Origin of the sequence: Corynebacterium sp. (assembly GCF_043426755.1) — a bacterium.
Classification (GTDB): Bacteria; Actinomycetota; Actinomycetes; order Mycobacteriales; family Mycobacteriaceae; genus Corynebacterium.
The window spans coordinates 13,005-36,509 of sequence record NZ_JBHWRP010000086.1 but is presented as its reverse complement, the minus strand read 5'-3'; the positions used below and the strand labels follow the sequence as shown (position 1 = coordinate 36,509).

The 23,505-nt window shown below is 57.8% G+C and carries 20 protein-coding genes; 3 read left to right on the top strand and 17 right to left on the bottom strand.

Annotated features, from left to right (window positions below; all coding sequences use genetic code 11):
- The coding region (locus tag ACHFGA_RS08540) for an LCP family protein (RefSeq protein ID WP_394281966.1) at positions 1-1,122 on the top strand (1,122 nt) is incomplete at its 5' end.
- Here ACHFGA_RS08540 and ACHFGA_RS08535 read toward each other — a convergent pair.
- The 14 genes from ACHFGA_RS08535 to ACHFGA_RS08470 all read right to left on the bottom strand — a co-directional run bounded on the left by ACHFGA_RS08535 (position 1,102) and on the right by ACHFGA_RS08470 (position 17,183).
- Positions 1,102-1,263, bottom strand: coding sequence for a hypothetical protein (locus tag ACHFGA_RS08535; RefSeq protein ID WP_394281965.1), 162 nt, complete (start codon positions 1,261-1,263; stop codon positions 1,102-1,104). The genes ACHFGA_RS08540 and ACHFGA_RS08535 overlap by 21 nt on opposite strands.
- Before the next feature lie 239 nt (positions 1,264-1,502).
- Positions 1,503-2,540 (bottom strand): LacI family DNA-binding transcriptional regulator, encoded by a 1,038-nt coding sequence (locus ACHFGA_RS08530; protein ID WP_394281964.1) that lies wholly within the window; start codon positions 2,538-2,540, stop codon positions 1,503-1,505.
- A gap of 79 nt (positions 2,541-2,619) precedes the next feature.
- Positions 2,620-3,513: a glycerophosphodiester phosphodiesterase family protein gene (locus ACHFGA_RS08525; RefSeq protein ID WP_394281963.1), complete on the bottom strand. Its 894-nt coding sequence runs from the start codon at positions 3,511-3,513 to the stop codon at positions 2,620-2,622.
- Positions 3,513-5,264 (bottom strand): ABC transporter permease, encoded by a 1,752-nt coding sequence (locus ACHFGA_RS08520; RefSeq protein WP_394281962.1) that lies wholly within the window; start codon positions 5,262-5,264, stop codon positions 3,513-3,515. The genes ACHFGA_RS08525 and ACHFGA_RS08520 overlap by 1 nt, the downstream gene beginning before the upstream one ends.
- A gap of 9 nt (positions 5,265-5,273) precedes the next feature.
- Positions 5,274-6,314 (bottom strand): ABC transporter ATP-binding protein, encoded by a 1,041-nt coding sequence (locus ACHFGA_RS08515; protein ID WP_394281961.1) that lies wholly within the window; start codon positions 6,312-6,314, stop codon positions 5,274-5,276.
- Between the two features lie 71 nt (positions 6,315-6,385).
- Positions 6,386-7,444, bottom strand: coding sequence for an extracellular solute-binding protein (locus tag ACHFGA_RS08510; protein ID WP_394281960.1), 1,059 nt, complete (start codon positions 7,442-7,444; stop codon positions 6,386-6,388).
- Positions 7,445-8,015: 571 nt separating this feature from the next.
- Positions 8,016-9,149, bottom strand: coding sequence for an ABC transporter ATP-binding protein (locus ACHFGA_RS08505; RefSeq protein ID WP_394281959.1), 1,134 nt, complete (start codon positions 9,147-9,149; stop codon positions 8,016-8,018).
- 39 nt (positions 9,150-9,188) lie between these two features.
- Positions 9,189-10,526 (bottom strand): ABC transporter substrate-binding protein, encoded by a 1,338-nt coding sequence (locus tag ACHFGA_RS08500; protein WP_394281958.1) that lies wholly within the window; start codon positions 10,524-10,526, stop codon positions 9,189-9,191.
- Between the two features lie 86 nt (positions 10,527-10,612).
- Complete coding sequence (locus tag ACHFGA_RS08495) at positions 10,613-11,542, bottom strand: carbohydrate ABC transporter permease (RefSeq protein WP_394281957.1); 930 nt, start codon at positions 11,540-11,542, stop codon at positions 10,613-10,615.
- Positions 11,542-12,495: a carbohydrate ABC transporter permease gene (locus tag ACHFGA_RS08490; protein WP_394281956.1), complete on the bottom strand. Its 954-nt coding sequence runs from the start codon at positions 12,493-12,495 to the stop codon at positions 11,542-11,544. The genes ACHFGA_RS08495 and ACHFGA_RS08490 overlap by 1 nt, the downstream gene beginning before the upstream one ends.
- A 116-nt stretch (positions 12,496-12,611) precedes the next feature.
- Positions 12,612-13,526 carry a DUF5926 family protein gene (locus ACHFGA_RS08485; protein ID WP_394281955.1) on the bottom strand — a complete coding sequence of 305 codons (915 nt, stop codon included), beginning with the start codon at positions 13,524-13,526 and terminating at the stop codon, positions 12,612-12,614.
- 34 nt (positions 13,527-13,560) lie between these two features.
- Complete coding sequence (locus ACHFGA_RS08480; protein WP_394281954.1) at positions 13,561-14,274, bottom strand: glycerophosphodiester phosphodiesterase family protein; 714 nt, start codon at positions 14,272-14,274, stop codon at positions 13,561-13,563.
- Positions 14,274-16,187: a pyruvate kinase gene (locus tag ACHFGA_RS08475; protein ID WP_394281969.1), complete on the bottom strand. Its 1,914-nt coding sequence runs from the start codon at positions 16,185-16,187 to the stop codon at positions 14,274-14,276. The genes ACHFGA_RS08480 and ACHFGA_RS08475 overlap by 1 nt, the downstream gene beginning before the upstream one ends.
- Positions 16,188-16,238: 51 nt before the next feature.
- Positions 16,239-17,183, bottom strand: coding sequence for an L-lactate dehydrogenase (locus ACHFGA_RS08470; RefSeq protein WP_394281953.1), 945 nt, complete (start codon positions 17,181-17,183; stop codon positions 16,239-16,241).
- Between the two features lie 193 nt (positions 17,184-17,376).
- Here ACHFGA_RS08470 and ACHFGA_RS08465 point away from each other — a divergent pair, with 193 nt between their 5' ends.
- Positions 17,377-19,230: an alpha/beta-hydrolase family protein gene (locus ACHFGA_RS08465; RefSeq protein WP_394281952.1), complete on the top strand. Its 1,854-nt coding sequence runs from the start codon at positions 17,377-17,379 to the stop codon at positions 19,228-19,230.
- Here ACHFGA_RS08465 and ACHFGA_RS08460 read toward each other — a convergent pair.
- Positions 19,196-20,830, bottom strand: coding sequence for an alkaline phosphatase D family protein (locus ACHFGA_RS08460; protein ID WP_394281951.1), 1,635 nt, complete (start codon positions 20,828-20,830; stop codon positions 19,196-19,198). The two genes, ACHFGA_RS08465 and ACHFGA_RS08460, sit on opposite strands and share 35 nt — an antisense overlap.
- Before the next feature lie 87 nt (positions 20,831-20,917).
- Entirely contained in the window at positions 20,918-21,559 is a 642-nt protein-coding gene (msrA, locus tag ACHFGA_RS08455) for a peptide-methionine (S)-S-oxide reductase MsrA (RefSeq protein WP_018582368.1), read from the bottom strand.
- A 179-nt stretch (positions 21,560-21,738) separates the two neighbouring features.
- Here msrA and ACHFGA_RS08450 point away from each other — a divergent pair, with 179 nt between their 5' ends.
- Entirely contained in the window at positions 21,739-22,341 is a 603-nt protein-coding gene (locus ACHFGA_RS08450) for a superoxide dismutase (RefSeq protein ID WP_018582369.1), read from the top strand.
- A gap of 289 nt (positions 22,342-22,630) precedes the next feature.
- Here the strand turns inward: ACHFGA_RS08450 and ACHFGA_RS08445 are convergent, their stop codons facing one another.
- Positions 22,631-23,500 carry a LysR family transcriptional regulator gene (locus ACHFGA_RS08445; RefSeq protein WP_018582370.1) on the bottom strand — a complete coding sequence of 290 codons (870 nt, stop codon included), beginning with the start codon at positions 23,498-23,500 and terminating at the stop codon, positions 22,631-22,633.
- Between the last annotated feature and the right edge of the window lie 5 nt (positions 23,501-23,505).

Below are 23,505 nucleotides of genomic sequence, written 5' to 3'. Positions count from 1 at the left end.
CAGGAGCGCCCACAGGAAAGCGGGCAAGAGAGGCCCCAACAGCAACTACCGCCGGAGCGGCCGCGCCAAAACTACGAACCACGCCAGGAGCCGCGCCCGCGCTATGAACCACGCCAGAGCTATGAACCACGCCGTGCGCCTTACGACGATGTACCCCTCCAAGTCTCCCAGCGGCCCAGTCGCTCGTCGACACGCGCACCCCGTCCCCGACGCAGGCCGCGGCGCCGCATCGGCTGCTTCTCCGGATGCAGTTCCCTGCTTGCCATCGTGCTGGTGCTGGCTGTCGTGCTCGTTCTGTGGGGTGATAGCAGGCTCACGCGTGTCGACGCCTTCCCAGACCAGCCGATCGCCAATACGTCGGGCACGAACTGGCTGCTCGTCGGCTCGGACTCCCGCCAGGGCCTGAGCGAAAACGATATTGAACGGCTAGGCACCGGCGGCGAAGTAGGCCCCAGCCGCACCGACACCATCATGGTGCTGCACATTCCTAACATGGGCGAGTCCACCCTGATCAGTATCCCCCGCGACTCACTGATGAATATTCCAGGTTACGGCGAGGACAAAATCAACGCTGCCTTCGCCTATGGCGGCCCGAAGCTGCTGGCCGAAACCGTCGAGCAAGCCACTGGCCTGCGCATCGACCATTACATGGAAATCGGAATGGGTGGTCTGGCCGGGGTTGTCGATGCCATCGGCGGGGTAGAAATCTGCGTGGACCAGCCCATTCAGGACCCGTTGGCGGCTCTCGATGTGCAACCCGGCTGCCAGAAGATGGATGGCGCCACCGCGCTGGGCTATGTGCGTACCCGCGCTACCGCCCAAGGTGATATTGACCGCGTTGCACGCCAGCGTCAGTTCTTCGGGGCGCTCGTCGATAAGGTCGCATCGCCTGGCACGCTGCTCAACCCGATCCGGATGACATCGCTGCTGTTCAGCGGCACAGGTGCGGTGCTCGTCGGCGAGGGTGACCACCTCTGGCACCTGGGTCGCATGGCGTGGGCGATGAGCCGCGGCGTGAACGCAGAGACCGTGCCGATCGGCGGTTTCATGGATACCTACGTGGGCAACGTCGTCATCTGGGACGAGTACGCCGCAGAGGAACTATTTGCCCCGCTGCGCTGATGCTTGCCGCAGCTGGTCGTGCTGCTGATCCAGCACGGCCATGTCTTCGCGGAGGCGGCGCATGGTCTGCTCGCGCGTTGGCGGCGTGTCCGCAGGCCGCACATGGCGGTCGCGGACACGCTGTAAAAATGTGGAGGCCATGGCTTCTGCCCCTTTCCCTCGTTTCTTAACGCCTACCGTAGAGACACTTTCTGCGTTAAACGTGCAAACACGAGGTACATCTGGTGATTTTCAGATGAACTTGCCGTAAACGCAGAATCTGTCAGCGCCGTAAAGATTGTCCACTTGAGGTCAGAGTCAGCCGTGGCTTCATGAGGCAATAACACGAGCCCCGAAGCGAGAACCCCTGCCCCGATAATCTCGCTTTAACACCACCGAGCTCAACGCCTCCGAGGCGGACCTAAAGTCCTTCCCGAAACGAAGATGCCTGCGAAATTCTCGTGCGTAACCACCTGACGGGGGTTTTGCATGCGCACACCCATTACCCGCGATGCTCGTGCGGCGACCGCCTCCACAGGAATCCTTATTGTAGCCAAACCTGTATGTTGACTTTCTCGTGAAATTCCATCGAAGCCGACAACACTTACATCTTCTGGGACATCAACACCAGCAATTTGCGCTGCCTGGAGGAATCGCGTGGCTCTCAGATCAGTAGGAAATACTGCGCAATCAATCTCATCTGCCTCCGCTAACTCAAGCATCTGATTGGTCGACAGCATATGAGCTTCACGTGGCTCTACCAGGACTTTTACTACTTCGACGCCTGCAGCTTCAAGAGCGCGAATGGTCGATACTCCTCGCCGGTTTTCCGGAACCGAGATATCTTCGTTAACAAGCACAACGCCCACACGATGATGCCCGTATTCTAGGACTTTCTCCGCAACTATCTCACCATGCTTTGCTTCGTCATATCCGACAGCAGATATTTCATCGTGAAATTCGGGGCGCCCTACTGAAACCATCGGAACCTTATCCAACAGTCCTTCAACATCAGACGGTTTTATCGAGCCGGTAGCTAAAAAGATTCCGTTAACTCCAAGACTCAAAAGCCGCGATAAGGCTTCCAGTTCGTCAACAGTTTTTCCTCTCACAGTTGGAATCGATGCCACCAATTGGAAGCCATTTTCTTCAGCCTGCCGCTGCAGCTCAGAGTATAGGAAGCCATATGAACTATTCGTTGGGTCCCGTAACAGCAATCCCACTGTAGGCACCCTAGTTCTGTAGCCCGCAAGCGAGCGCGCCGCCGGATTTGGAATGTATCCCAAGTCTTCGATGGCACGATTGACTTTGGCAATTGTTTCCTCGCTTACCGACGAGTTTCCAGTCATGACTCTTGAAACTGTGGCTCGCGAAACACCCGCAACCCGGGCCACATCATCCATAGTGACCCGGGGTGCAGTTCGTGCTTGGCTATCCATGCGAAATTTAGTGTGCCTAACGTGAGATCATACGAATACTTTCCGACTCAGCATAACCCAAAATCTCGGAACGGCATTTCTAATCTGTTTGTTCCTCAGCGGCAGCAACTTGGCACCGTTCCTCTAGGTACCGGTTTAATAAGCTAGGCCAGTCGGTCTGAATAATATCCGCACCTTGGTCAATCAGTTTCCCCCAACCTTGGTCAGGAGTCGACAGAACCGATGTTTCATCATCCCAACCCAGGTACAAGTTCTGACGATCCGGCAGGTTCAGTGCGTTCAGCAGAACTAGAAACCCTTTGGAACGTAGGTCAGCAATCACCTCTCTATGCGAAAAATACTCGCCGACTTCCGTCGCTAAGACCTCAATCGCTAGAGTGTTGACCTTCTTGTACGCGAGCGCTAGCTCTAGCTGGCCTTTCTCCTTGACGATAGGAATAAATGGATATGGCGTGCTGTGTTTAGCCAAGGTCTCTAGGTTGGCAGCTTCCGCCGGGGCCTTCAAAATCACCCTGTCACAGCAATTAAACCCATCAAGGTAATCCAGCAGCGTATCCCAATACGGCCACGATCGGTCGATATTGATGAGCGCATGTGGAAAAGCTTCAAGGACTGTCGACAATTTTTCCAGTCCCCACGGACGGACTTCTTTCTGCACGAAATCTTCGTATTGCAGTTCTTCAATCTCAGCCGCAGAGAGATCTCGAATATCTCGTTCAAGGCCAAAGTAAAGTCGCTCATAACCATTGTGAAAAACGAAGAACTCACCATCGGTGGATCGAATAATATCGATTTCGACGATATCCGCGCCTTCAGCCAAAGCGGCCTCAATGGCGAATGCCGTGTTCTCGACAATCGAGCCTCCAGGTGATCCTCGATGGACCGCGATTAGAGGTCGCTTCGTCTGAGCAGCTGCGATGAAACGATGGTTAACTTCGGCAAACTGAGGTTTACCAATCTCGGTCTTAGTCATTACGCTGCCTTGGCCTTCCGACGGAACCGCCTAGTCTTCTTGGCGCTATCAGAACTGCCCCCGTAAACGACATAAAGAACTATGCCCGAAATGATCATAAGAAGCACGGTGTACACGAAGGTCAGCACCGTCGTGTCGTTCAATGTGTCCGAAGACGTTGCATTGTAGATGAAGATGCCGAGCGGCTGATGGAATGGATGAGCTAAGAAGACTGCTGTCTCGTAGTTATCCAAAAGTGAGTTGAAATTCAATGCTCCGATCGCTGCAGCAACGGGGAGCACAATTGGTAGCAAAATCTTCCTAAACGTAGTGAAGTCGCTGGCACCGAGAATCGAAGCAGCTTCCTCCACATTCGCGGGTACGCCGGTGAAGGACGCCTTAAGCATGCGTAACGTGAAAGGAATTTTTTCTACAATGTAGCCAATCGCTAGAAGAATGACCGTCCCTGATAGCACCTGTCCCAGTACAACGGGCTGTGGCTGGCTAAACGTGATCAACAAACCTAGAGCAATCATCGTCCCTGGAAGTACCCAAGGAATATGAAGAAGATACTCGATAAAGACGGTCACGGAATTGCGGTAACGCTGGATTATTCGTGCAACAAAAAGCATTGCCAGAACCACAATTATTGAAGCGACAGCTGAGTAGATAATGGAAACTACGAAAGGCTCAATCGCATCGGGGTCAGTGAAAATTCGAGCGTAATTGGCAAGAGTCAGATCACTAAATTGGATTGAACCACGAGCGATGGCTGAGGCATTGGTAAACGAAAACAGAATGATGAGCACTGGCGGAATTACGTAAACCACCCACAGAAGCCATGCCAGGATATGAACAACAGCATTGGCGATAGGGTTCTCAATTTTCTGTTTTTCGAGAGCAACTGGGACCTTCGCAACGGAGAAATAGGTCCCACCCTTTTCAACTCGGTTGAGAATTGCAAGCAAGATTAATGTCGCAATACCGAGGAAAATGGCCAGTGTAGCTGCCAAATCCCTAGATCCCATGCTTCGTGAAAACGTCAAAATCATGGGGGAAATTGTTTGGAAATTCTCGCCACCCAAGATCAAGGGGGCGCTCATGGCGCCAAGGCCGGTTAGGAAAGTCAGGATCGTGATCGCAAAAATCATCGGTTTCAACACTGGAATCACGATTTTCATAAGGATTGTCCACGTTGACGCACCCATTTGCTTAGCCGCTTCTATCGTCTGATTATCAATCTTTGAGATCGAATTAGTCATGAAGAGAAGGTGATTCCCGGTTCCCGAAAAAGTCATCACCAGAACGACCGCGAGCATGCCACGGAACCAATTGACATCCATCTCAGGAAAGAAACGTGACATCACATTCGTTAGGAATCCGCTTGGCCCATAAATCAAGTTATAGCCAGACACCAAAACCACTCCACCGTATAGCAGTGGTGTTGCGAAGCCGGCGAAGAGAATTTTGGAACCCTTAATATCGAAATACCGGGTCACCAAGACAATAAAGATTCCCACTACGTTCACGGTGACAGAAAGAATCACCGCGAGGATAAATGAGTTCGCAAGCGATTTCATTGCCCGTTCAGACGAAACAAGCTTCTCAAAAACTCCGAAGCTCCACTCGCCATCTGGCCGAAATACGTTAAGCAGCAAAGTTAGATTAGGCCAAATAAGGAATGCAATGATGAAGTAGGAAATCACCAGCAGAACAACGATGTTCAAAGGTGACTTCAACATCGATTTGATAGAAAGTTTGTCCAGTTTCATTAAAGCTCCCTAGAAAGCGTGGATCCGCTGGCCATTTGAGTCGAAGCTCCGAACCCATTGAAGATCTGCAGACAGATAAATTAGCGCTCCTTCTTCTTGTGGAGCATCGTTGTCGGAACTTGTGATTCGAAGCGGCGAACCAAGGCAATCCACCTCATAGGTAGAGTGATCGCCAAAGTAGTGGCGCGTCTTGACAGTTGCAGGAAGTACCGGGACCCCGCTAGATACCTCTTCAGCCTTGGAAAAGTTCAGTTTTTCCAAACGGATGTAGTGGTTAGCCTTAGGGTCTAATGCAGCTCCCTGCTGATTAAGTTCATGAACTTGAGCATCAGATATTTGATTAACTTCCCCTAGGAAAGTGCAGACGAACTCTGTCTCTGATTCGTCATAGAGTTCTTGCGGTGTACCGACCTGTTCGATTTCACCCTTGTTCAGCACGGCGATCCTATCTGAGAGCGATAGTGCTTCTTCTTGGTCATGGGTCACGTATACCGTTGTGATGCCGACATCAGACTGTAGGTGCTTCAGCTGACCACGAAGTTGCTTACGCAAGCGCGCATCCAGATTCGAGAGTGGCTCATCGAGCAGGAGGATAGTTGGCTGCATGACCAAAGCACGGGCAATAGCTACACGCTGTTGCTGCCCACCCGAAAGCTCAGAGATTTGTTTGTCAAGCTGTTCATCCGTCAGATCTACATGCTTAGCAGCATCAGCCACTCGTTGCGAGATCTCATCGGCGGGAACCTTAGCTGTCTTCAATCCGAATTCAATGTTGTCCCGGACATTCATCGAGGGGAAGAGGGCATAGTTTTGAAAGACCATGCCGATCCCTCGTTTCGACGAATGAGCAAACGTTACGTCTTTTCCGTCAACGTGGATTTTGCCTGACGAAGGTGAGCTAAACCCTGCAAGGGTGCGCAGCGCTGTGGATTTACCACACCCTGACGGCCCAAGGAAAGTAAAGAACTCTCCTTCATTTATGTGGAGGTCAAAATCAGGAAGCGCAACGAAGTCGCCGTAGGCAACCTTGACATGCTCAAAAGTAATCATTGTTATCCAATCATTAGGTCCAAAACGAAGAACGTCCCGCAGCGTTGACTACGGGATGTCTCTTCGTCGGATTACATGTACTGAAGCTCGATCTTTTCGATCCATTCGGAAAGGTTGGCGGCTACCGTTTCCCAATCGATGTCCTGTGCCTCAAAGGAATCAGTCTGCGCTACAGCATCTTGATCGGCAGAGTCCAGCGCATCCTTGTTCGTCGGTGCCGTGAAGAATTCATTCGACCATTCAGCCTGCACTTCTGCGGATCCGAACCAATCAATGAACTCTTCAGCCTTAGGATTCTCACTGCCCTTTACCTTCGCAACGTGTTGGGTTGCCATGGGAACACCAACTTCTGGGTGGGCAGCATTCGTTTCCAGTCCGTACTCGGCCTCACGAGATGCCTTACCAGCAAGCCACATCTGTCCTGCGTCCACATCACCGTTTGCCATGCGGGCGTACAGATCAGTGCCGTCAATGGCCGGGTTGCCATTCTCGAAATAGCTTTCTACAGCTTGCCAGCCCTCCTCGGACACTCCTAAGTCACCGGATTCATCGAGGTAGCGGGATAAAATTCCAGAAAGAACCATCTGGGTTGTTGCGCCGCCCAGACTGCTAGGCGTCTCGTAACGACCGTGAAATTCTGCATTCTCCCACAGATCTGGCCAATCCTTAGGGGCCTCTGCTTCGGTATAGGTTTCAGTGTTATAGACGAGCATGATCGGCTCACGAACGATCGGCCAGTATTGCTCGTCATCACCGATGCCGGAATCGACCTTGTCCGACCATGCAGGAGTATATGGTTCCAGAACACCCTCGGACTTGATGTTCTCGAAAAATACGTTGTTCAAACCAAAGACAACATCTGCAATCGGGTTGGCTTGCTCTGCAACCAATCGGTCTTGAATATCTCCACCACCAAGGTCTACAAATTCAAGTTCAAAACCAGCTTCTTTCGCCTTTTCGGAGAGCCATTCTCCACGGCCGTCCGAAACTGAGTTGGAGTAGATCACCAATGGTCCATTGCCACCATCGGCAGAGTTTTCGGAACTATCACCGCAGGCAACGAAAGTTGAAGATACAAGAACCGCTGTTAGTGCGACAGCGGAGGATTTAAGAAACGAACGACGCTTCATGGGTAACCTTTCAGAAGTGAAGTCTTGCCGGGGACTCGGAAAGCATTTACAGACAAACGCGCTACGACCTATCTCTCATGAACGCGCTTCCATTTGATACTCGCTAACGAAGATTAAGCAGCGATGTTTTTCAGGTGAAGTCTGAGGAAACTCTTGGAAGCGCTTTCTCTATGGAGTCAATTTCTGCCCAGAATTAACAAAACACGGCTGTTTTTCTAGGAAATTCAGTTCAATATCGGGGAATTTCGGACTATTAACGGGAAAAATAGCGCCATATTTGGGAAGAGCGAAGCTCACTTGCCGAGATTCCGATTTTAGAAGCCCCTCGGCTACGCCACGCTAGCGGGAAAGCGCTCCCAAGCGCACTCGACAAGAGCCGGCGGCCTGCAACATGGTGCCTGCTCGTCTTTAGTGTTTGATCGGTTCAGTAGCAGCACTAGTCGGATTTTCGAGATTCACTTTTCCCTGCACATTGGCCGCATTTTCAAAGTTCTCTCGACCGACCAGAAACGACGATCACCCGGCCCCGTGACAGTTCCACGGAGGCGGGTGATCGTCGTAAAGCGTAGTACTAGAGGTAGTTCAGGTTGATTTCCGTCTGCGGGTCGAAGAAGACACAACCACCAGGGACCGGGCGGACGTGGATGATGTCGCCCTGATCCAGGGTGCCCTTCGGCGCACGGACCGTGACGCGCTCGCCGCGAACGGACACTGGGGAGTTCGCAGTCATGATTGGGGAGCAGTAAGCGAACTGCTCGCCACCGAGGTGCTCCACAATGGCCACCTCGAGCGGTACCGTCGGCTCCCCTGCTGGAGCATCTCCGCCGATGGAGACGATCTCCCAGTTTTCTGGGCGCACACCCAGAATGACCTTGTTGGCGACGACCTTGGAGGCCTGCTCAGGAGTCATTCCCAGGTCCATCTTGTGACCCTCACCAAGCACTGCGCGACCATCTCTGACGGTCACGCCGTCCAGCAGAGTCATTGCTGGAGAGCCGATGAAGGTTGCCACGAAGGTGTTGCCCGGGTTCTCGTAGAGTACGCCGGGGGCATCCACTTGCTGGAGGATGCCGTTCTTCAGCACGCAAACCCGGTCGCCCAAGGTCATGGCCTCGGTCTGGTCGTGGGTGACGTATACCGTGGTCGTGCCCAGCTCACGCTGTAAAGCTGCAATCTGCGCGCGAGTAGACACGCGAAGCTTCGCGTCCAAGTTGGACAGTGGCTCATCCATGAGGAATACCTTCGGCTGGCGCACGATCGCACGCCCCATGGCCACACGCTGGCGCTGACCACCGGACATCGCCGATGGCTTCTTGTCGATGAGATCTTCCAGCTCGAGCATCCTGGTGGCGAAAGCCACGCGCTCGTCGATAGTCGCCTGGTCTACCTTCTGGTTCTCTAGTGCGAAGGACATGTTCTGCCGCGCGGTCATGTTTGGGTAGAGCGCGTAGGACTGGAACACCATGGCAACGTCACGGTCGCGGGCGCGCAGCTCGGTCACGTCCTCATCATCGATGAAGATCTGGCCTTCATCAACTGGCTCCAAACCCGCGAGCATGCGCAGGGTGGTGGACTTGCCGCAGCCGGACGGTCCGACGAGCACTAAGAATTCGCCATCGGCGATGTCCAAGTTGACTCGGCTCACAGCTGGGGGGCGGGCCGGATCATAAATTCGGGAAGCCTGGCGGAATTCAACAGTCGCCATGAAAGCTTCCTCCTTTCAGTGGGTTATACTTAACGACGATTACAGCAGTGGCTCAATGTCGCGGTCGATGACCTTTTGGGTCTCCTCGCCCAGCTGGGTGAAGGCCTCAGTGACGTCCTTGCCCTGCAGGGTGATCTCGTCGAGGACGCCGCCGATACGTGCGCCGCCGCCTGGGACGAACACGCGGGCGTAGTCCTGTGGCTGGGTATTTTCGTTCAGCTGCTCGATCGCGGTCTTCGCGTTCGGGTTCTCCTCCAGGTAGGCCACCTCATCTGGGTGCTCAACAGCGTCCTGGCGCACTGGCATGTAGCCGGTTGCCTGGGAGAACTTAATGGTGTTCTCGGTGTTGGTGAGGAAGTCGATGAACTTCAGGGCGTTGACCTTGCGCTCGTCAGCAATACCGGACGGGATGGCCACGCCAGCGCCGCCGGTTGGGCAGGATGGGCCAGGGCCAGGCAGGTAGGTGGTGATGAATTCGATAGACGCGGTCTCCGTCAGGCCACCCAGGGAACCGGTGGACTGCAGCAGTGCTGCGGAGTTGCCGTTGCCGAATGCAACGGTTGGGTCAGTCGAGATCTCGATGTGGCCCAGCTCCACCTGCTCCTTCAGGAACTCGCCAGCCTCGATGGTCTCTGGCGCGGTGAAGGTTGGCTCCCACTCCTGGGAGTATGCGCCACCGAATGCCCACACCATGCCCTGGAAGTACCAGTCCAGGTAGTTGGAGCCGTCAGGAACAACCACGACTGGGTTGTCGCCAGTGATTTCCTTGAGCTGTGGTGCCCACTCTGCGAACTCTTCCCAGGTCTCTGGACCGCGGTCGGATGGCAGGCCGGCTTCCTCCAGCATCTCAGTGTTCCAGTACATCAGGCAGGTAGAGCGGCAGTATGGGACACCGAAGTGCTTGCCGTCGTAGGCGTAGTCCTCCACCAGGGTGGTCACGAAGGAATCCTTGTCCACGCCGGCCTTGTCCCAGCACTCGTCCAGGTTGGTGGTCTGGCCATTCAGCGCGAAGTTGAACCAGGTCACGTCGGACGCAACGATAATGTCAGGCAGCTGGCCACCAGACAGTGCAGCGTTGAACTTCTGTCCCAACTCTTCGTAGTTGGAGCCACCGGTGACCAGTTCGACCTGGATGTCCGGGTTTGCAGCGTTCCACTCGTCGATAATCTCGCGCTCCATGTCCTGGGAGGAACCTGGGTGGTTGGACCAGAACTGCAGTGGGCCACCGGAATCTTGGCCACCGCCACCATTGCCCCCACCGCCGTTACCGCCACCACCGCCGGTGCCGGCGCAGGCGGTCAGAGCGAGGGAGGAAGCGGTGACAGCACCAAGGCCGAGGGCTGCACGACGAGACAGGTTGATATTCAACGGGTTCATGATGATCTCCTTTTAGATCGGGTCAGAAATTTAAGAGGGGTTGAGTAGTGGGCCCGGGTCTCCCCGGTGTTTGGCGCGTGGGCGCCTTATCCCTTCACCGCACCGGCGGTCAGGCCCTTGATCATGTTCTTTTGCAGGATGAGGAAGACCACGAGCATTGGCAGCGTGGTGAGCACCGTGCCTGCCATCACCGGGCCCCAGTTGGTAAGGCCTTCTTGGTCTTGCAGTCGCGTCAGACCAACTGGCAGCGGCGCGGTGGCCGCAGTGTCAGTGATCAGGAATGGCCACAGGTACTGGTTCCACTCGCCCACCACGGTGATGAGAATAAACGCAGAAAGCGTTGGCCAGGACATGGGCAGGACTACCTTGAACAGCGTGGTGAAGAATCCTGCACCGTCCATTGCCGCGGCTTCCATGATTTCCTTCGGCAGGCTGAGGAAGTGGTTACGCATCAAGTAGGTGCCGAAGGCGACGGCGGCCAGCGGCAGGATCACACCCATATAGGTGTTGCGCAGGCCCATCTCAGCGATCAGCGCATAGTTGGAAATGATGGTGATCTGGTTCGGGACCATCAAGGTCGCGATCACTGCGAGGAAGAGCAGGTTGCGGCCTGGGAAACGCAGGAACGCGAAACCGTAGGCGCTGAGTACGCCCAGTGCTACCTCCACGATGGTCAGGATGGAGGTGATGATCACCGAGTTACGCAGGTAGTCGAGGAAACCAGACACCTGGAGGACGCGGGTGTAGTTGGAAAATTCGATTGGGTTCGGCCACCACGTGATCGGGTCGGCGTAGACATCTTCGTATGACTTCAGCGAGGTAATCACGATGAAGTACAGCGGCACCAGGATGACCAGGATGGTCAGGATCAGGGCGATGTAGCCGATGATCTTGCCGGCTGTCGACGAGTTATCAACGCCTGCACCCTTGCGGTGGCGCTGCTTTTCGGTAATGACCGGTTCACCGTGGCCCTGGGAGCCAGGTACTGGTGGAAGAAAGCGTTCTGGAGCAGTCATTAGTCGTTCCCCTTCTCCTGTGCTCGGACCTGGATGGCGGTAATCACCAGAACCACCAGGAACATGATGGTCGCAACCGCGGCACCGTAGCCTGCACGACCGTTAACGAAGGTCTCTTGGTACACCTGGAACACCATGGTGGAGGTGCCGTACTCGTACGGGCCACCCTTGGTCATCGCGTTGATGATGTCGAAGACTTGGAAAGAGTTCAGCAGCACCGTGATGGACAGGAAGAAGGTGGTGCCACGCAGCTGAGGCATCAACACGCGGAAGAAGCGCCTCGTTGCCGAGGTGCCGTCGATTTCTGCGGCTTCGTCCAAGTCATCGCGACGGCCCTGCAGGGCGGCCAAGTAAATGACGAAGACGTAGCCGACGTTCTTCCAGATGTAGGTCACCGTGATCATGAACAGTGCCCAGTTGGAGTCCTGGTAGAAGTTTGGCACGTCGAGGCCAAGGAGGTTCAGGAAGTACTGGATCAGGCCGTAGCGTGGGTCGAACACAAACTGAAAGGCCACACCAATAGCGGCGCCCGAGATGACGTAGGGCGCGAACACGATGGCGCGCGCTGCCCCACGACCGAAAAGCTTCTGGTCAAGCAGGAGCGCAAGCGCCAAGCCGATGACCATGGAACCCACCACCGCGAAGAAGGTGAACACGACGGTGTTAAACACCACTCGTGCAGTGTCGTCGGAAGTGAACCACTCGATGTAGTTATCGAACCCAACGAATGTTTGGTTGTAGGAAGAAATATTCCAATGGTAAAAAGACAGCCTGATGTTATCGATCAGGGGACGATAGGTAAAGATCAACAGCAGGACCAAGTTTGGCCCTACCAACAATGCAGCAAGTGCGACCTGACGCCAGTCAATCGAGGAGCGCTTCTTCTTATGAGTCTGCGCGTATTCCTCGTTAACCTGTGGCGCCTCGGTTACGGCGGGAATCATACTGGACATGACATGGAACCCTAAGGATCCCAAGTGTCCTAACGGTTAAATTCCGGGGTGTGAAAAGGAAACATACGACGAATTAAATCGTGCTAAAAGTGAACCTTCGCTACATAACGCACTAACTAGATGGTCACCTGGCGGGACTTGATGTTGTCCAGCTGCTTACGCTCGTCGGAGTTGAGCTGCACATCATTGTCATACTCGGTGGTGATCGCTTTATCCAGAGCCGCAAGCGCATCGTCGTAGGAATCAGCATCCTTCTCAGGATCAAGGTCGAACACTGGCACCACCAAACCGTGCGTGCGGAAAGCACCGGCGAACTTGGAGCCCTCGCCGAGGTTCAATTCCTCGCGCGCCGCGATACGTGCCAACGCATTAAGCATCTGGTTTTCGTTGTCCTCGGTGCGGACCCAACGAATGTGCGCCTTGCCGCCACCGGGGTTAACCCACCAGATGGAACCGGGCAGATCCTTGGCCACCTGGCGCGAAGGGATGATTGCCTCATTAGCGCGCTGCAAGGCCTGCTGAATCTCTAGTGGTGCGCCACTAGCGTTGCTGAACCACCAGTTGAAATCGTCGTGCTCGGTGATGTCCAGCGTGGCGTCGGCAGCGATCAGGTCGGTGATCGCGGGCTGGCTGCCGTCTGCAACGGCAGACTCCAAAGAGTCGCCGCTGGCTGCTTCCAGCACCCAGTTCAGAGCGTAGGCTAGGTCGCGGCCCGGGTTGTGGGAACGCTTCTGTGCCTGCAGGGCGACGAGGCGCTCGCCACCTTCATCGTCGCTACGCACCATCGCGGCACCAGCGCCAGGTAGGACGGTCGCGATCGTGACCGGGGTGCCCTTCACCTCTAGCTTCGCCTCCGCGGAAGGAACGAATTCCTGCAGGGCAACCAAGTCTGCTTCGGCAGCTAGTCCCTTGTAGGGGCGTGGGTCTTTCTGCAGGGCTTCGCGCTCAGCGGCGCGTGCGGCCAGCTTTGCCTGACGGCGGCTCATGCCCTCAGGCAGCTGGTCCTTCTTCTTACGATTCTTTTTCGCCATGCGCCCTAATCTACAGCACGCATCAACGGCGCTCCTAGCGCAACGTCTCCAAAGCTAACTCCGGCAGATTCGTGGCCAGAACATTCACGCCCGCATCACGGCACCACACCATGTCTTCGGGCTCATCGACTGTCCAAATATAGGTGGGCAACCCGCCCAGCCCCACCACGTCCTGCTCACTCTTGGCCTGGCCGACTGACGGCCCCACACCGACTGGAGCACAGAACAATCGACGAGTGGAGCTGAAAATGCGGTCGCGCGGATCGATTAGGTAGTAGCTGTCCAGCGCGGGCAGCAAAGCAGCAAACCGGCGAATGGCCGCGCGTGCGAAAGAAATCAGGGAGACACGCGGATCCTCGTGCAGCCCGGCATAGCGCAGACGCAGTGCCACCTGCTCCTCGATCTCACTGCCGAAACGGGTGGGGTGCTTCGTCTCCAGATACAGCTCCTTGTCGGGATAGTCCTGCAGGAGTTCGAGGAGCTCGTCGAGAAGCATGATCTGCTGCGGGTCCTCCGGCGTACCGATATTCACCTTGCGCAACTCCGCGAAATCCATCTTCGCGACAAGCCCAGTGCCGTCGGAGGTGCGATCGATCGTCTTATCGTGCTGGACGACGACCTTGCCGTCGCGCGTCAGGCGGACGTCACACTCGATACCGTCGATCGGCAGTTTCAAAGCCTCCTCAAAAGCGCGGAAGGTGAGCTCGGGATACTTGCCCGAATAGCCTCGGTGAGCAACGATTTTCATTAAAGTGCATTCTCCCAACTAGAAATACGGCGCAGCAGCTGGCGGTTCTTGCGCTGCGAATGGCCCAGCTTGTGCGAAGCGCGCTCCAGAATCCGGATCGCCTCCGTAATATGTGGCCCCTTGTTCAGCATGACGCACTCAGAGCGCAGGGCGTACATCACGTCGGTCATCTCGGCGCGCGACGGCAACCCGTCCTTCGCCAGGTTCTCCAGGATCTGGGTGGCCATGATCACCGGCACGTGTGCCGCCTCCGCCATCGAGGCAATCAGGCGCGGGACCTCCACCATACGCTCAAAACCCAACTCCACGGCCAGATCGCCGCGCGCGATCATGATGCCCAGGTTCGGGTGACGCATCCCTTCCAGCAGCACGCTGGCCAGCTGCTCATAGGCGGGAATCGTCTCAATCTTCAGCACGATGCCCAGGTTGCGGATCCGCTCAGCCAGCGCCTCGTCGTTCGCCTCTTCCGCCTCCTTAGCGAAACCTTCCAAGATGTCCAGCGCGTTCTGCACATCCTCCGGCGTGCGAATGAACGACACCGCAGCGATCTCCGCATAATGCGCCACGAACCTGAACGCCGCGATATCCTCCTCGGTCAGACTCGGTAGCGGAATGTCCGTGTCCGGGAGGTTGATCCCCTTGTAGGCGCGCAGGTTCGTGCCATTTTCCTTGGCCCTCGTGATGCGCAGTACAGCCTCGGTGTGCGCTCCGCTAGTTCGCTTGCCGACGACCTCTGCCGCAATTGCACCATCATCAAAGAGGACTTCGTGGCCCACATCAAGAGCCTCCACCGCCTCGGGCGCGGTGCACCCAATGGTGGTGGGCTCCCCTTCCCGCACAACCGCGGGTTCCTGCGACGTGGTCAGCACCAGGGTATCGCCTGGGTAAAGGCGGATCTTCTGCTCCACGGGTGGCACGCCCCACACGCGGGTGCGTTCCCAGTTGTGCTGCATCAATGTGGTGGAGGCGATGTACGCGTTCTTGTTGCCGCGGGCGATAACCAAGCCGTCCTCACGGATCTCGCGCACGGTGAAGCGTCGCTTGGAGTTGCGTGAGTCCCGGAACGTGATCACGGAACCGATTTCTAGGTCGCTCAACCATCCAGGCTCTACCTGCAGGCTCACGCCGGGGCGGCCCTCTACCTCTGGTGCCGGTGGGATCGGGGAGCCGTGTGCGGAGAGGAAAATGTGGGCCGGGGTGGCCACCTGGCCGGCGTCATCGCGTGTCACACGCGCGCGGATCACAGCAGGGCCTGGCTCGATTTCGCCGGTGCGCACCTTCGGTCCGGCCAGGTCCATGGAGACGCGGATCTCTCGTCCCACAGCTTCCGCGGCGGCGTGGACATTATCGATCATCTTGCGCCACGCTTCAGCATCGTCATGCGCGCAGTTGATGCGGGCGAGCTCCATGCCGGCCTCGGCGAATTCGCGCACCATGTCAGGGTCATCGGCCGCTTCCGCGGGCAAAGTGACCATGATGCGCGAGTGCGAGCTCTCATTCGTGGGGCCTAAAAGCCTCTCTGTATGTTCCTCCAAGATGTCGTCGGCACGCGCAAAAGCGTCAGCCATCGCCTCGGCGGGATACGTCAACTCATTGCCGGAGTACGAGTCCAACACGTTATGCGCGGCGTAGAGGCGCGCCATCACGGCAGGCTCCGTCGTCGTTAAGCGTGTTGCGCCTAAAGACGACAGTTCTGCCTGTAGCTTTCGCACGTCGTGGCCACGCAGCTTGGTGTAATGCACCAAGTTCGTCGCACCGTGCTTGTGGGTCTCCGCAACGCGGCCGATGGCCCCCTGTTGCTCCTCGGCTTCAAGGTGCAGGTCTTCGATCACATGATCAAGCTGCGGGATCAGTTCATTGACGAAATTTTGCATGAAGGTGGCGCTCCTTTGAGATGAAAGATCACCACCTATTGTGCACTGCAAACAGCAACCTCGCAGGGTATGCAAGGTTGCCAGGGAACATTAGAAGTTGGCGTCCTTGATCTCACGCAGAGTGTCCACTGAGTGCTTGAACAGCTCGCGCTCGTGGTCGTTCAGGTCCAGCTCCACCACGCGGCGCACACCATTGCCATCGATGATGGCAGTGGTGCCGATGTAAATGTCCTCTTCGCCATATTCGCCATCCAGCAACACGGAGACCGGCAGGGCCACGCCCTGGTTCTGCACGATGGCGCGGGTGATGCGTGCCAGCCCCATGCCGATGCCATAGGAGGTGGATCCCTTCGCATCGATAATCGTGTAGGCGGCGTCGCGGGTCTCTTCGAAAATCTTCTCAATCTTCTCCGCGTAGCCGGGCTCTTCTTCCACCTGGCGGCGCAGCTGGATACCGCCCACGGTTGCGGTGGAGACCACAGGGAGCTCGGTATCGCCGTGCTCGCCGATGATGTAGGCGTGCACCGACATCGGGGAGACATCCTTCATCTCACCCAGCATGAAACGGTAGCGGGCAGAGTCCAGAATGGTGCCCGAACCAATCACACGGTCCGAAGGGAAACCGGAGTACTTCCACACGCCGTAGGTGAGGATGTCCACAGGGTTGGACGCCACCAGGAAGATACCGCCGAAATCATTGGCCAGCACCTCATCCACGATGCTCTTCATGATCTTCAGGTTGCCCTCGACCAGCTCAAGGCGGGTCTCTCCTGGGCGCTGGCCGCGGCCGGCACAGATGACCACTAGGGATGCATCCGCGCAGTCTGCGTAGGTGCCGGCGGTGACTTTGGTTGCGGATGGGGCCCACACCACGCCGTGGTTGAGGTCCATCACGTTGCCTTCGGTTTTCTTCTCATCGATGTCGATGATGGCCAAGTGGTCCACAGTACCCTGGTTTACCAGTGCATATGCGTAAGCGACGCCCACGTCGCCTGCGCCGATCAAAACTACCTTGTTGCCAACAATCTGCTTCATATGAGGTTTCGACTTTCTCCGGCCTATAGCCGGATTGATCCGATTAATGCCTTACACCTTCCATTATGGACCAATTCTCATTCTCGGGCAGCGCGAAAGAATGTCTGTTCGGACACAGTTGGGCAAAACCGGGCTTTTGAATGTGTGCTTATGCGCGAGGCGCTCCGCAGAAAGTTCTGCCACAATGGCTACCATGAGCATGACCTCGCGGGTGGCAGCACGAATCGCACTTGGCGCGGTGAAAGCCGCGCAATTCGGCCTAGAAATCTACATTGACCTCACCCCGGGGTTTCGCATGCGAGGCACCCGGCGTCTCCCTGAGAATATGGGGTCCGGCCTGCTGGGCGCAGAGGCCGCTACATGGTGGGCCATCTCCCCCTCCCTCTTACCGCGCAAGTGGTGGGTCACCGCTGCCAACGTGGCCATCAGCCAGGGCTTTGGCCACGCGGTGGCAACCGGGTTCCGCTTCCTGTCACGCCGCGTACGCCGCCTCATCGGGCGTGGCCCCACCCTGAAATCCTTGAAACACATGAACGCCGTACTGCACGTCGGCATGGGCGTGACCACGGTGATCGTCGCCCTGCGCGCCCCGCAGCGCCATCGCACGCAGGTCCGCCTCGCGCGTTCGACGCAACCGCTCACGGTGCGAAGCTCTATCGCCGGGATCATCGCCGGCACGATCGGCTACGGCGCACTCCTGCTCGTCGGCGAGGCCATTCAAGATTCCATCGACCGCACCGACCACCAACTCCGCCGCTTCCTGCCCCCGGTGGTCAGCTGGCCCATGGCACTCATTGCTGTGGCACTCACCAGCTACTACATGGTGGACAAACTGTTCCTGCGTCGCTGGCTCTCGCGCGCTTATAAACGCGCCCAGGAGCTTAACCTTCAGGTCATGCCCGGCTCGTCCCGCCCCACAGAGATTGAGCGTTCCGGTTCCCGCGCGTCTTTGGAACGCTGGGCCAATCTGGGTCGCCAGGGCCGCGCCGCAGTCTCCGGAGGACCGCGCGCCCGCGATATCACCATGGTGATGGGTGGTCAGGCCCGTGAACCGATCCGCATCTATATCGGGCTTGGCGACGGCCGCAGCCCCGAACAGCAGGTCGAACTCCTCCTTGCCGAAATGGACCGGACCGGCGCTTTTGAACGCTCCGCGATCGTGATGATGACCTCAGCCGGCACTGGTTGGCTCAATGACTTCGTCACCAGCCCTTTCGAATTTCTCCACCGTGGCGACTGCGCCGTCGTCTCCATGCAGTATTCCTTCATGCCATCGGCCGTCTCCTATATCGCGGATAGAACCACGCCGGTGTCGTCGTCACGCGTGCTCATTTCGGCACTCAGGGAGCGCCTGTCGCTTATCGACGAGGCCCAGCGCCCAACCTTCTACGTCGCCGGTGAGTCCTTGGGAGCCTATGGCATCGCGGATTCTTTCGCCGACGACGTGGAGCTGCTCAGCGCTGTCGACGGGGCCGTCTTCACCGGTGCCCCCGGCTTTACCCAGATGCACGCGGAGCTGACGAGACGGCGCGACCCCGAGTCGATCGAGCGGCTTCCCGTCATCGATGGCGGAAAGCACATCCGTTTCACCGCCACCCCGAGCCACCTCGAGCACGACTTCTCTGGCCATGAGTACGCGAATCAGTGGGAGTTCCCGCGCGTGGTGTTTGCCCAGCACGCCTCCGACCCAGTGGTGTGGTGGGACTGGGAACTGCTGTGGCGCCAGCCGGATTGGCTGCGTGAGCCCGGTTCGCGTGGTGTGCCCGCCCCGGATGCCCAGGAGCTCGACGTGTTCGAGGGGTTGCGCTGGGTGCCCTTCATCACCGGGTGGCAGGTGGGTCTTGACCAGGTGAATTCGCTGCATTTCCAGCCCGGACACGGGCATGTGTACCGCGACGAGGTGATCGCGTACTGGTGCGCGGTCCTCGACGTGGAGATCAGCGCTACCCAGTTCCGCCGGATGGGGCGCTGGATCCGCCGCGACATGCACCGCGTGCGCAATGAGACAGTACCTATCCCAGAGATGCTCCGTCGTAAGAAAGCGTAGGCCCCTGGTGGACGGCGGCCCCTGACCTTTCCACATCCTCCACCCGCCACCACGTCATTTGGCAAGAGTGCTCGTCGATGCGCACCGACGCATAGCCATGCACATCCAAATTTACATGCTTGACGTGCGGATTATGCCCACACACAACGCGTTCGGCCGCGCGCGACACCGGCGATCCCTGCGGTAGCCCCAGAACGTCGTCTACGTTCGCAGCGCTTATCGACGAACACACCAGCTCTGCAGCCACGGTGCGGCCGGCGTGGTGAATTTCGTTAGCCCACTCCGAGTGGATATCGCCGGTGAGAAAAAGGGTGTGCCCTTCCAACGCGGACAGGAGTTTCAGGCGGTCCGCTTCGTAGCCATCCCACTGGTCAAGATTGACGGGGGTTCCGGCCGCATCCATCCCCACCATGTCAGCGACCACCCCGGCGATCCCGATGTCCAGCGGGTTGAGGTTGAGCGGGGCCATCATCACGCTGGTACCGATCACATCCCACCGTGCGGTCGAGGACTCCAGCCGCTGCCGCAGCCACTGAAACTGCTCAGCCCCCATGATGGTGCGTTCCGTGTCCCCGCGCTGGGCCGGGTGGAACACGCCCGGCGCGGAACGGTAGGAACGCAGGTCCAGCATGTGCAGATCAGCCAGCTGGCCAAAGGACAGCGTGCGGTAGATGTGGCCGCCTTCGCTTGGGGCTCCTCCTCGCACCGGCAGCCATTCCAGATAGGCCTGCATTGCGGCGGCGCGGCGGGCAGCCCAGTCGCCTTGGCCTTCACCGTGGTTGGAGGCGCCGCCTGACCAGGCGTTATCGGCGATCTCGTGGTCATCCCATGTCACCACCCACGGCAGTGCGGCGTGCGCTGCTTGGAGGGAGGGGTCTCGTCGATAAGCGCCGTAGCGCTGGCGGTAATCAGACAGGGTGACCAGTGCGTTGCGGGGCTCGTGCGGGCGGGTGATGCCATGCTTGCCGGTGTACTCGCCTGAGGCGAACTCGTAGAGGTAATCGCCCATGTGCACCACGGCGTCGAAGTGGGCGGCGTTGTCCGCGATGTCCTGGTAGGCCTGAAAATAGCCGGACTCCATATTCGCGCAGCTACACACGGCCAAGCTCAGTTGCTCAGGCGTTGCGTCCGCGGCGGGAGCGGTGCGCGTGGTGCCGACGGGAGAGGTCTCGCCCAGCGCGTGAAAACGATAAAAGTAGGTGGTCGCCGGCTCCAGGCCGAAGGGGTCCACGTGAACGGTGTGGTCCGCGGTCACGCTGGTCATCAGTGATCCCGCGCGGACGATCGTGTGAAAGTCTGGATCGGTGGCGACCTCCCACGCCACCTCCGTCGCAGGTCCAAGGTTCGAGCCTGGGTACGCGCCCGGCTCAGGCGTTACGCGCGTCCAGAGAATTACGCTGGTGGGCAGCGGGTCGCCCGAGGCCACCCCATGCATGAAGGTGTAGTGCGGGGCGGGAGGGCTTGCCGACGCCCGCCCGACTAGTTGGGACTTCCGCTCTGAAATGGGTAGCGCAACGGCCGCGCCCGCCACGACACTTGTGCCGGTGATGCCCCGCAGGAGGTGGCGACGCGAGATCTTCTTTCGCTGCAACCAACGCACAGCTGCATTGTGGCCCGCCGGGGCAGATTCCGCAGCGCTGGTTAGCCAAAGTTCATGCAGGTAAACGCGTGGTTACCAGCCGCTGGCCTAGATCGTGCAGGCAACACCGGTGGAGTGGTGCGGGCAGTAGCCATTGGGCACCTTGTGCAGGTACTGCTGGTGCTCATCTTCTGCCAAGTAATACGGCACGCGGGCCTCGACCTCAGTGGTGATGGCGCCGAAGCCTTCGTCGTTAAGCGCGCTCTGGTACTGGCTGATCCACTCGCGGATCTGCTCTGCTTCCTCTTCTGTATCCGTGTAGAAGGCGGAGCGGTACTGGGTGCCCACGTCATTGCCCTGACGGTAGCCCTGGGTGGGGTCGTGCGCCTCCATCGCCATGCGCACCAGCTCCTTGAGGCTCACGCGTTCGGGATCGTAGACGACTTCGACGACTTCAGTGTGGTTGGTCATGCCAGAACAGACTTCGCGGTACGTGGGGTTCGGGGTCTGGCCGCCGGCGTAGCCCGCCGACGTACCTTCCACGCCTTCTGTCTGCCAATACATTCTTTCCACGCCCCAGAAGCAGCCGATGCCAATGATCAGCCTCCTTTGGCCTTCGCGCCACGGGCCGGTGATGGGGGTTCCCAACACAGCGTGTGGCTTCGGCTGTGGCAGAACCGGCCGCTCACGGCCTGGGAGGGTGCGCTCGGGTGCGACGAGTTCGGGAGTAGGACGGAAGATATCGAACATACTGTATTCAACGCCTGTTAGTCGGCTTTTGTTCCAGCTCACAGCCCCGAATTTAGGTATTACCAAAAAATGGTGGCGAAATTTTCAAACTTGCCTATCATGGGTGTCACGACCTTATTTCTAGCCAAGTTCCTACTTGTGCTAACGAGGACGAACAATTCTACGAAAGGATTTTTAGAATGGCTGTTTACGAACTACCAGAGCTCGATTACGCATATGACGCACTTGAGCCACACATTTCCGCAGAGATCATGGAGCTGCACCACTCCAAGCACCACGCAACCTACGTTGCTGGCGCTAACGCTGCACTCGAGGCACTCGAGGAAGAGCGCAACGGTGAGGCAAACGCTGACAAGATCCGCGCACTGTCCAAGAACCTCGCGTTCAACCTGGGTGGCCACACCAACCACACCATTTTCTGGAAGAACCTCTCTCCAAACGGTGGCGGCGAGCCAACCGGTGAGCTTGCAGAGGCTATCAACAAGGACTTCAGCTCCTTCGAGAAGTTCAAGGCTCACTTCTCCGCAGCAGCTACTGGCCTGCAGGGCTCCGGCTGGGCTGTTCTGGGCTACGACCACATTGCTGGCCGCCTGATCATTGAGCAGCTGACCGACCAGCAGGGCAATATCTCTGTTAACTTCACCCCACTGCTGATGCTGGACATGTGGGAGCACGCGTTCTACCTGCAGTACAAGAACGTCAAGGCTGACTACGTAAAGGCTGTCTGGAACGTCTTCAACTGGGACGACGTTGCAGAGCGTTACGCAGAGGCAAAGAAGTAAACCTTCTTCCCTTTAGGATCAACCCCTGAACCCTTTCGGGTTTGGGGGTCTTCCCGTCCCCAGCCCTTTTTAAGTTTCAGGCTAAAGAAATCGCCGCCCGATGTACCCCGCTACCACGTCAAGGTGCATCAGACGGCGATTTCCCTACCAATAGCCCGGCCTCTGGAGGTGCCTGGGCCCTACCCATCTGGATCACGCGATTCGAAAATCAGCGCTGAAAACGAGTATACGAAGTTAGGTAACCCTAAGTCAAGGATTTTTGAAACATTTTTGTGCCTTAAATCGTGGATCACCCATCGTTGCAGCTCAGGACGAATTCTCGGAACTGATCCACCGGCGGCGCAGGCGAGGCACCTTCACGCCACACCACGCCCAGATCACGAAATGCAGGCGGGCTAATCTCACGCAACGTGACACCAGAGACCGCCAGGTATGGGTCATCCATCGGCAACAGCGCAACCCCCAGACCCGCAGAGACCAGCCCCGCAACGGTGGTTAGTTCCATGGACTCAAACACCAGGCGCGGAACGAATCCGGCCTCACCCGCCAAACCATCAAGCAGCGTGCGGGTGCCGTAGCCGGGCAGCATTCCCACCCACGGCATATCGGCGACCTCGCTTAGGTAGACCGGCCCCTCCTCAACCGTGCCGGCAGGAAAGGCCACCGCCAACCGCTGACGGGTGAGCTGCTGCCAGCACAGTCCGTCATCGATAGGCTGCGGGCCGACGAGAGCCACGTCGGTGTCGTCGTTAAGCACACGCGCGACCAACTCATTCGCGGGGCCCTGATGCAAGATGAACTCCACGTCCGGATGGTCGGCGCGATACTCGCGGAGGAGGTCCGGCACCATCCACGTGCCTAGGGAATGCATGAAGTCCAGCCGGACGGTGCCGCGCTCTGGGTCCATGAGGCGGGCGACCTGCATGCGGCCGCTGCGCAGCTGCCCTAGCGCCTGTTCCGCGTAGCCGAAGAAGGCCCGGCCGCGCCCGTTGAGGGCCATCCCGTGTGAACGATCAAAAAGAGCGGCGCCCGCAAAGTCCTCTACGCGGCGAACGCGGCGGGTCAGGGTGGGCTGCGGGATCCCCAGCGCGTCTGCCGCCGCGCTGAGGTGCCCGGTCCGCGCGACGGCAAGGAACCCCTCGATGTCTTCTGGCTTCATGCTAA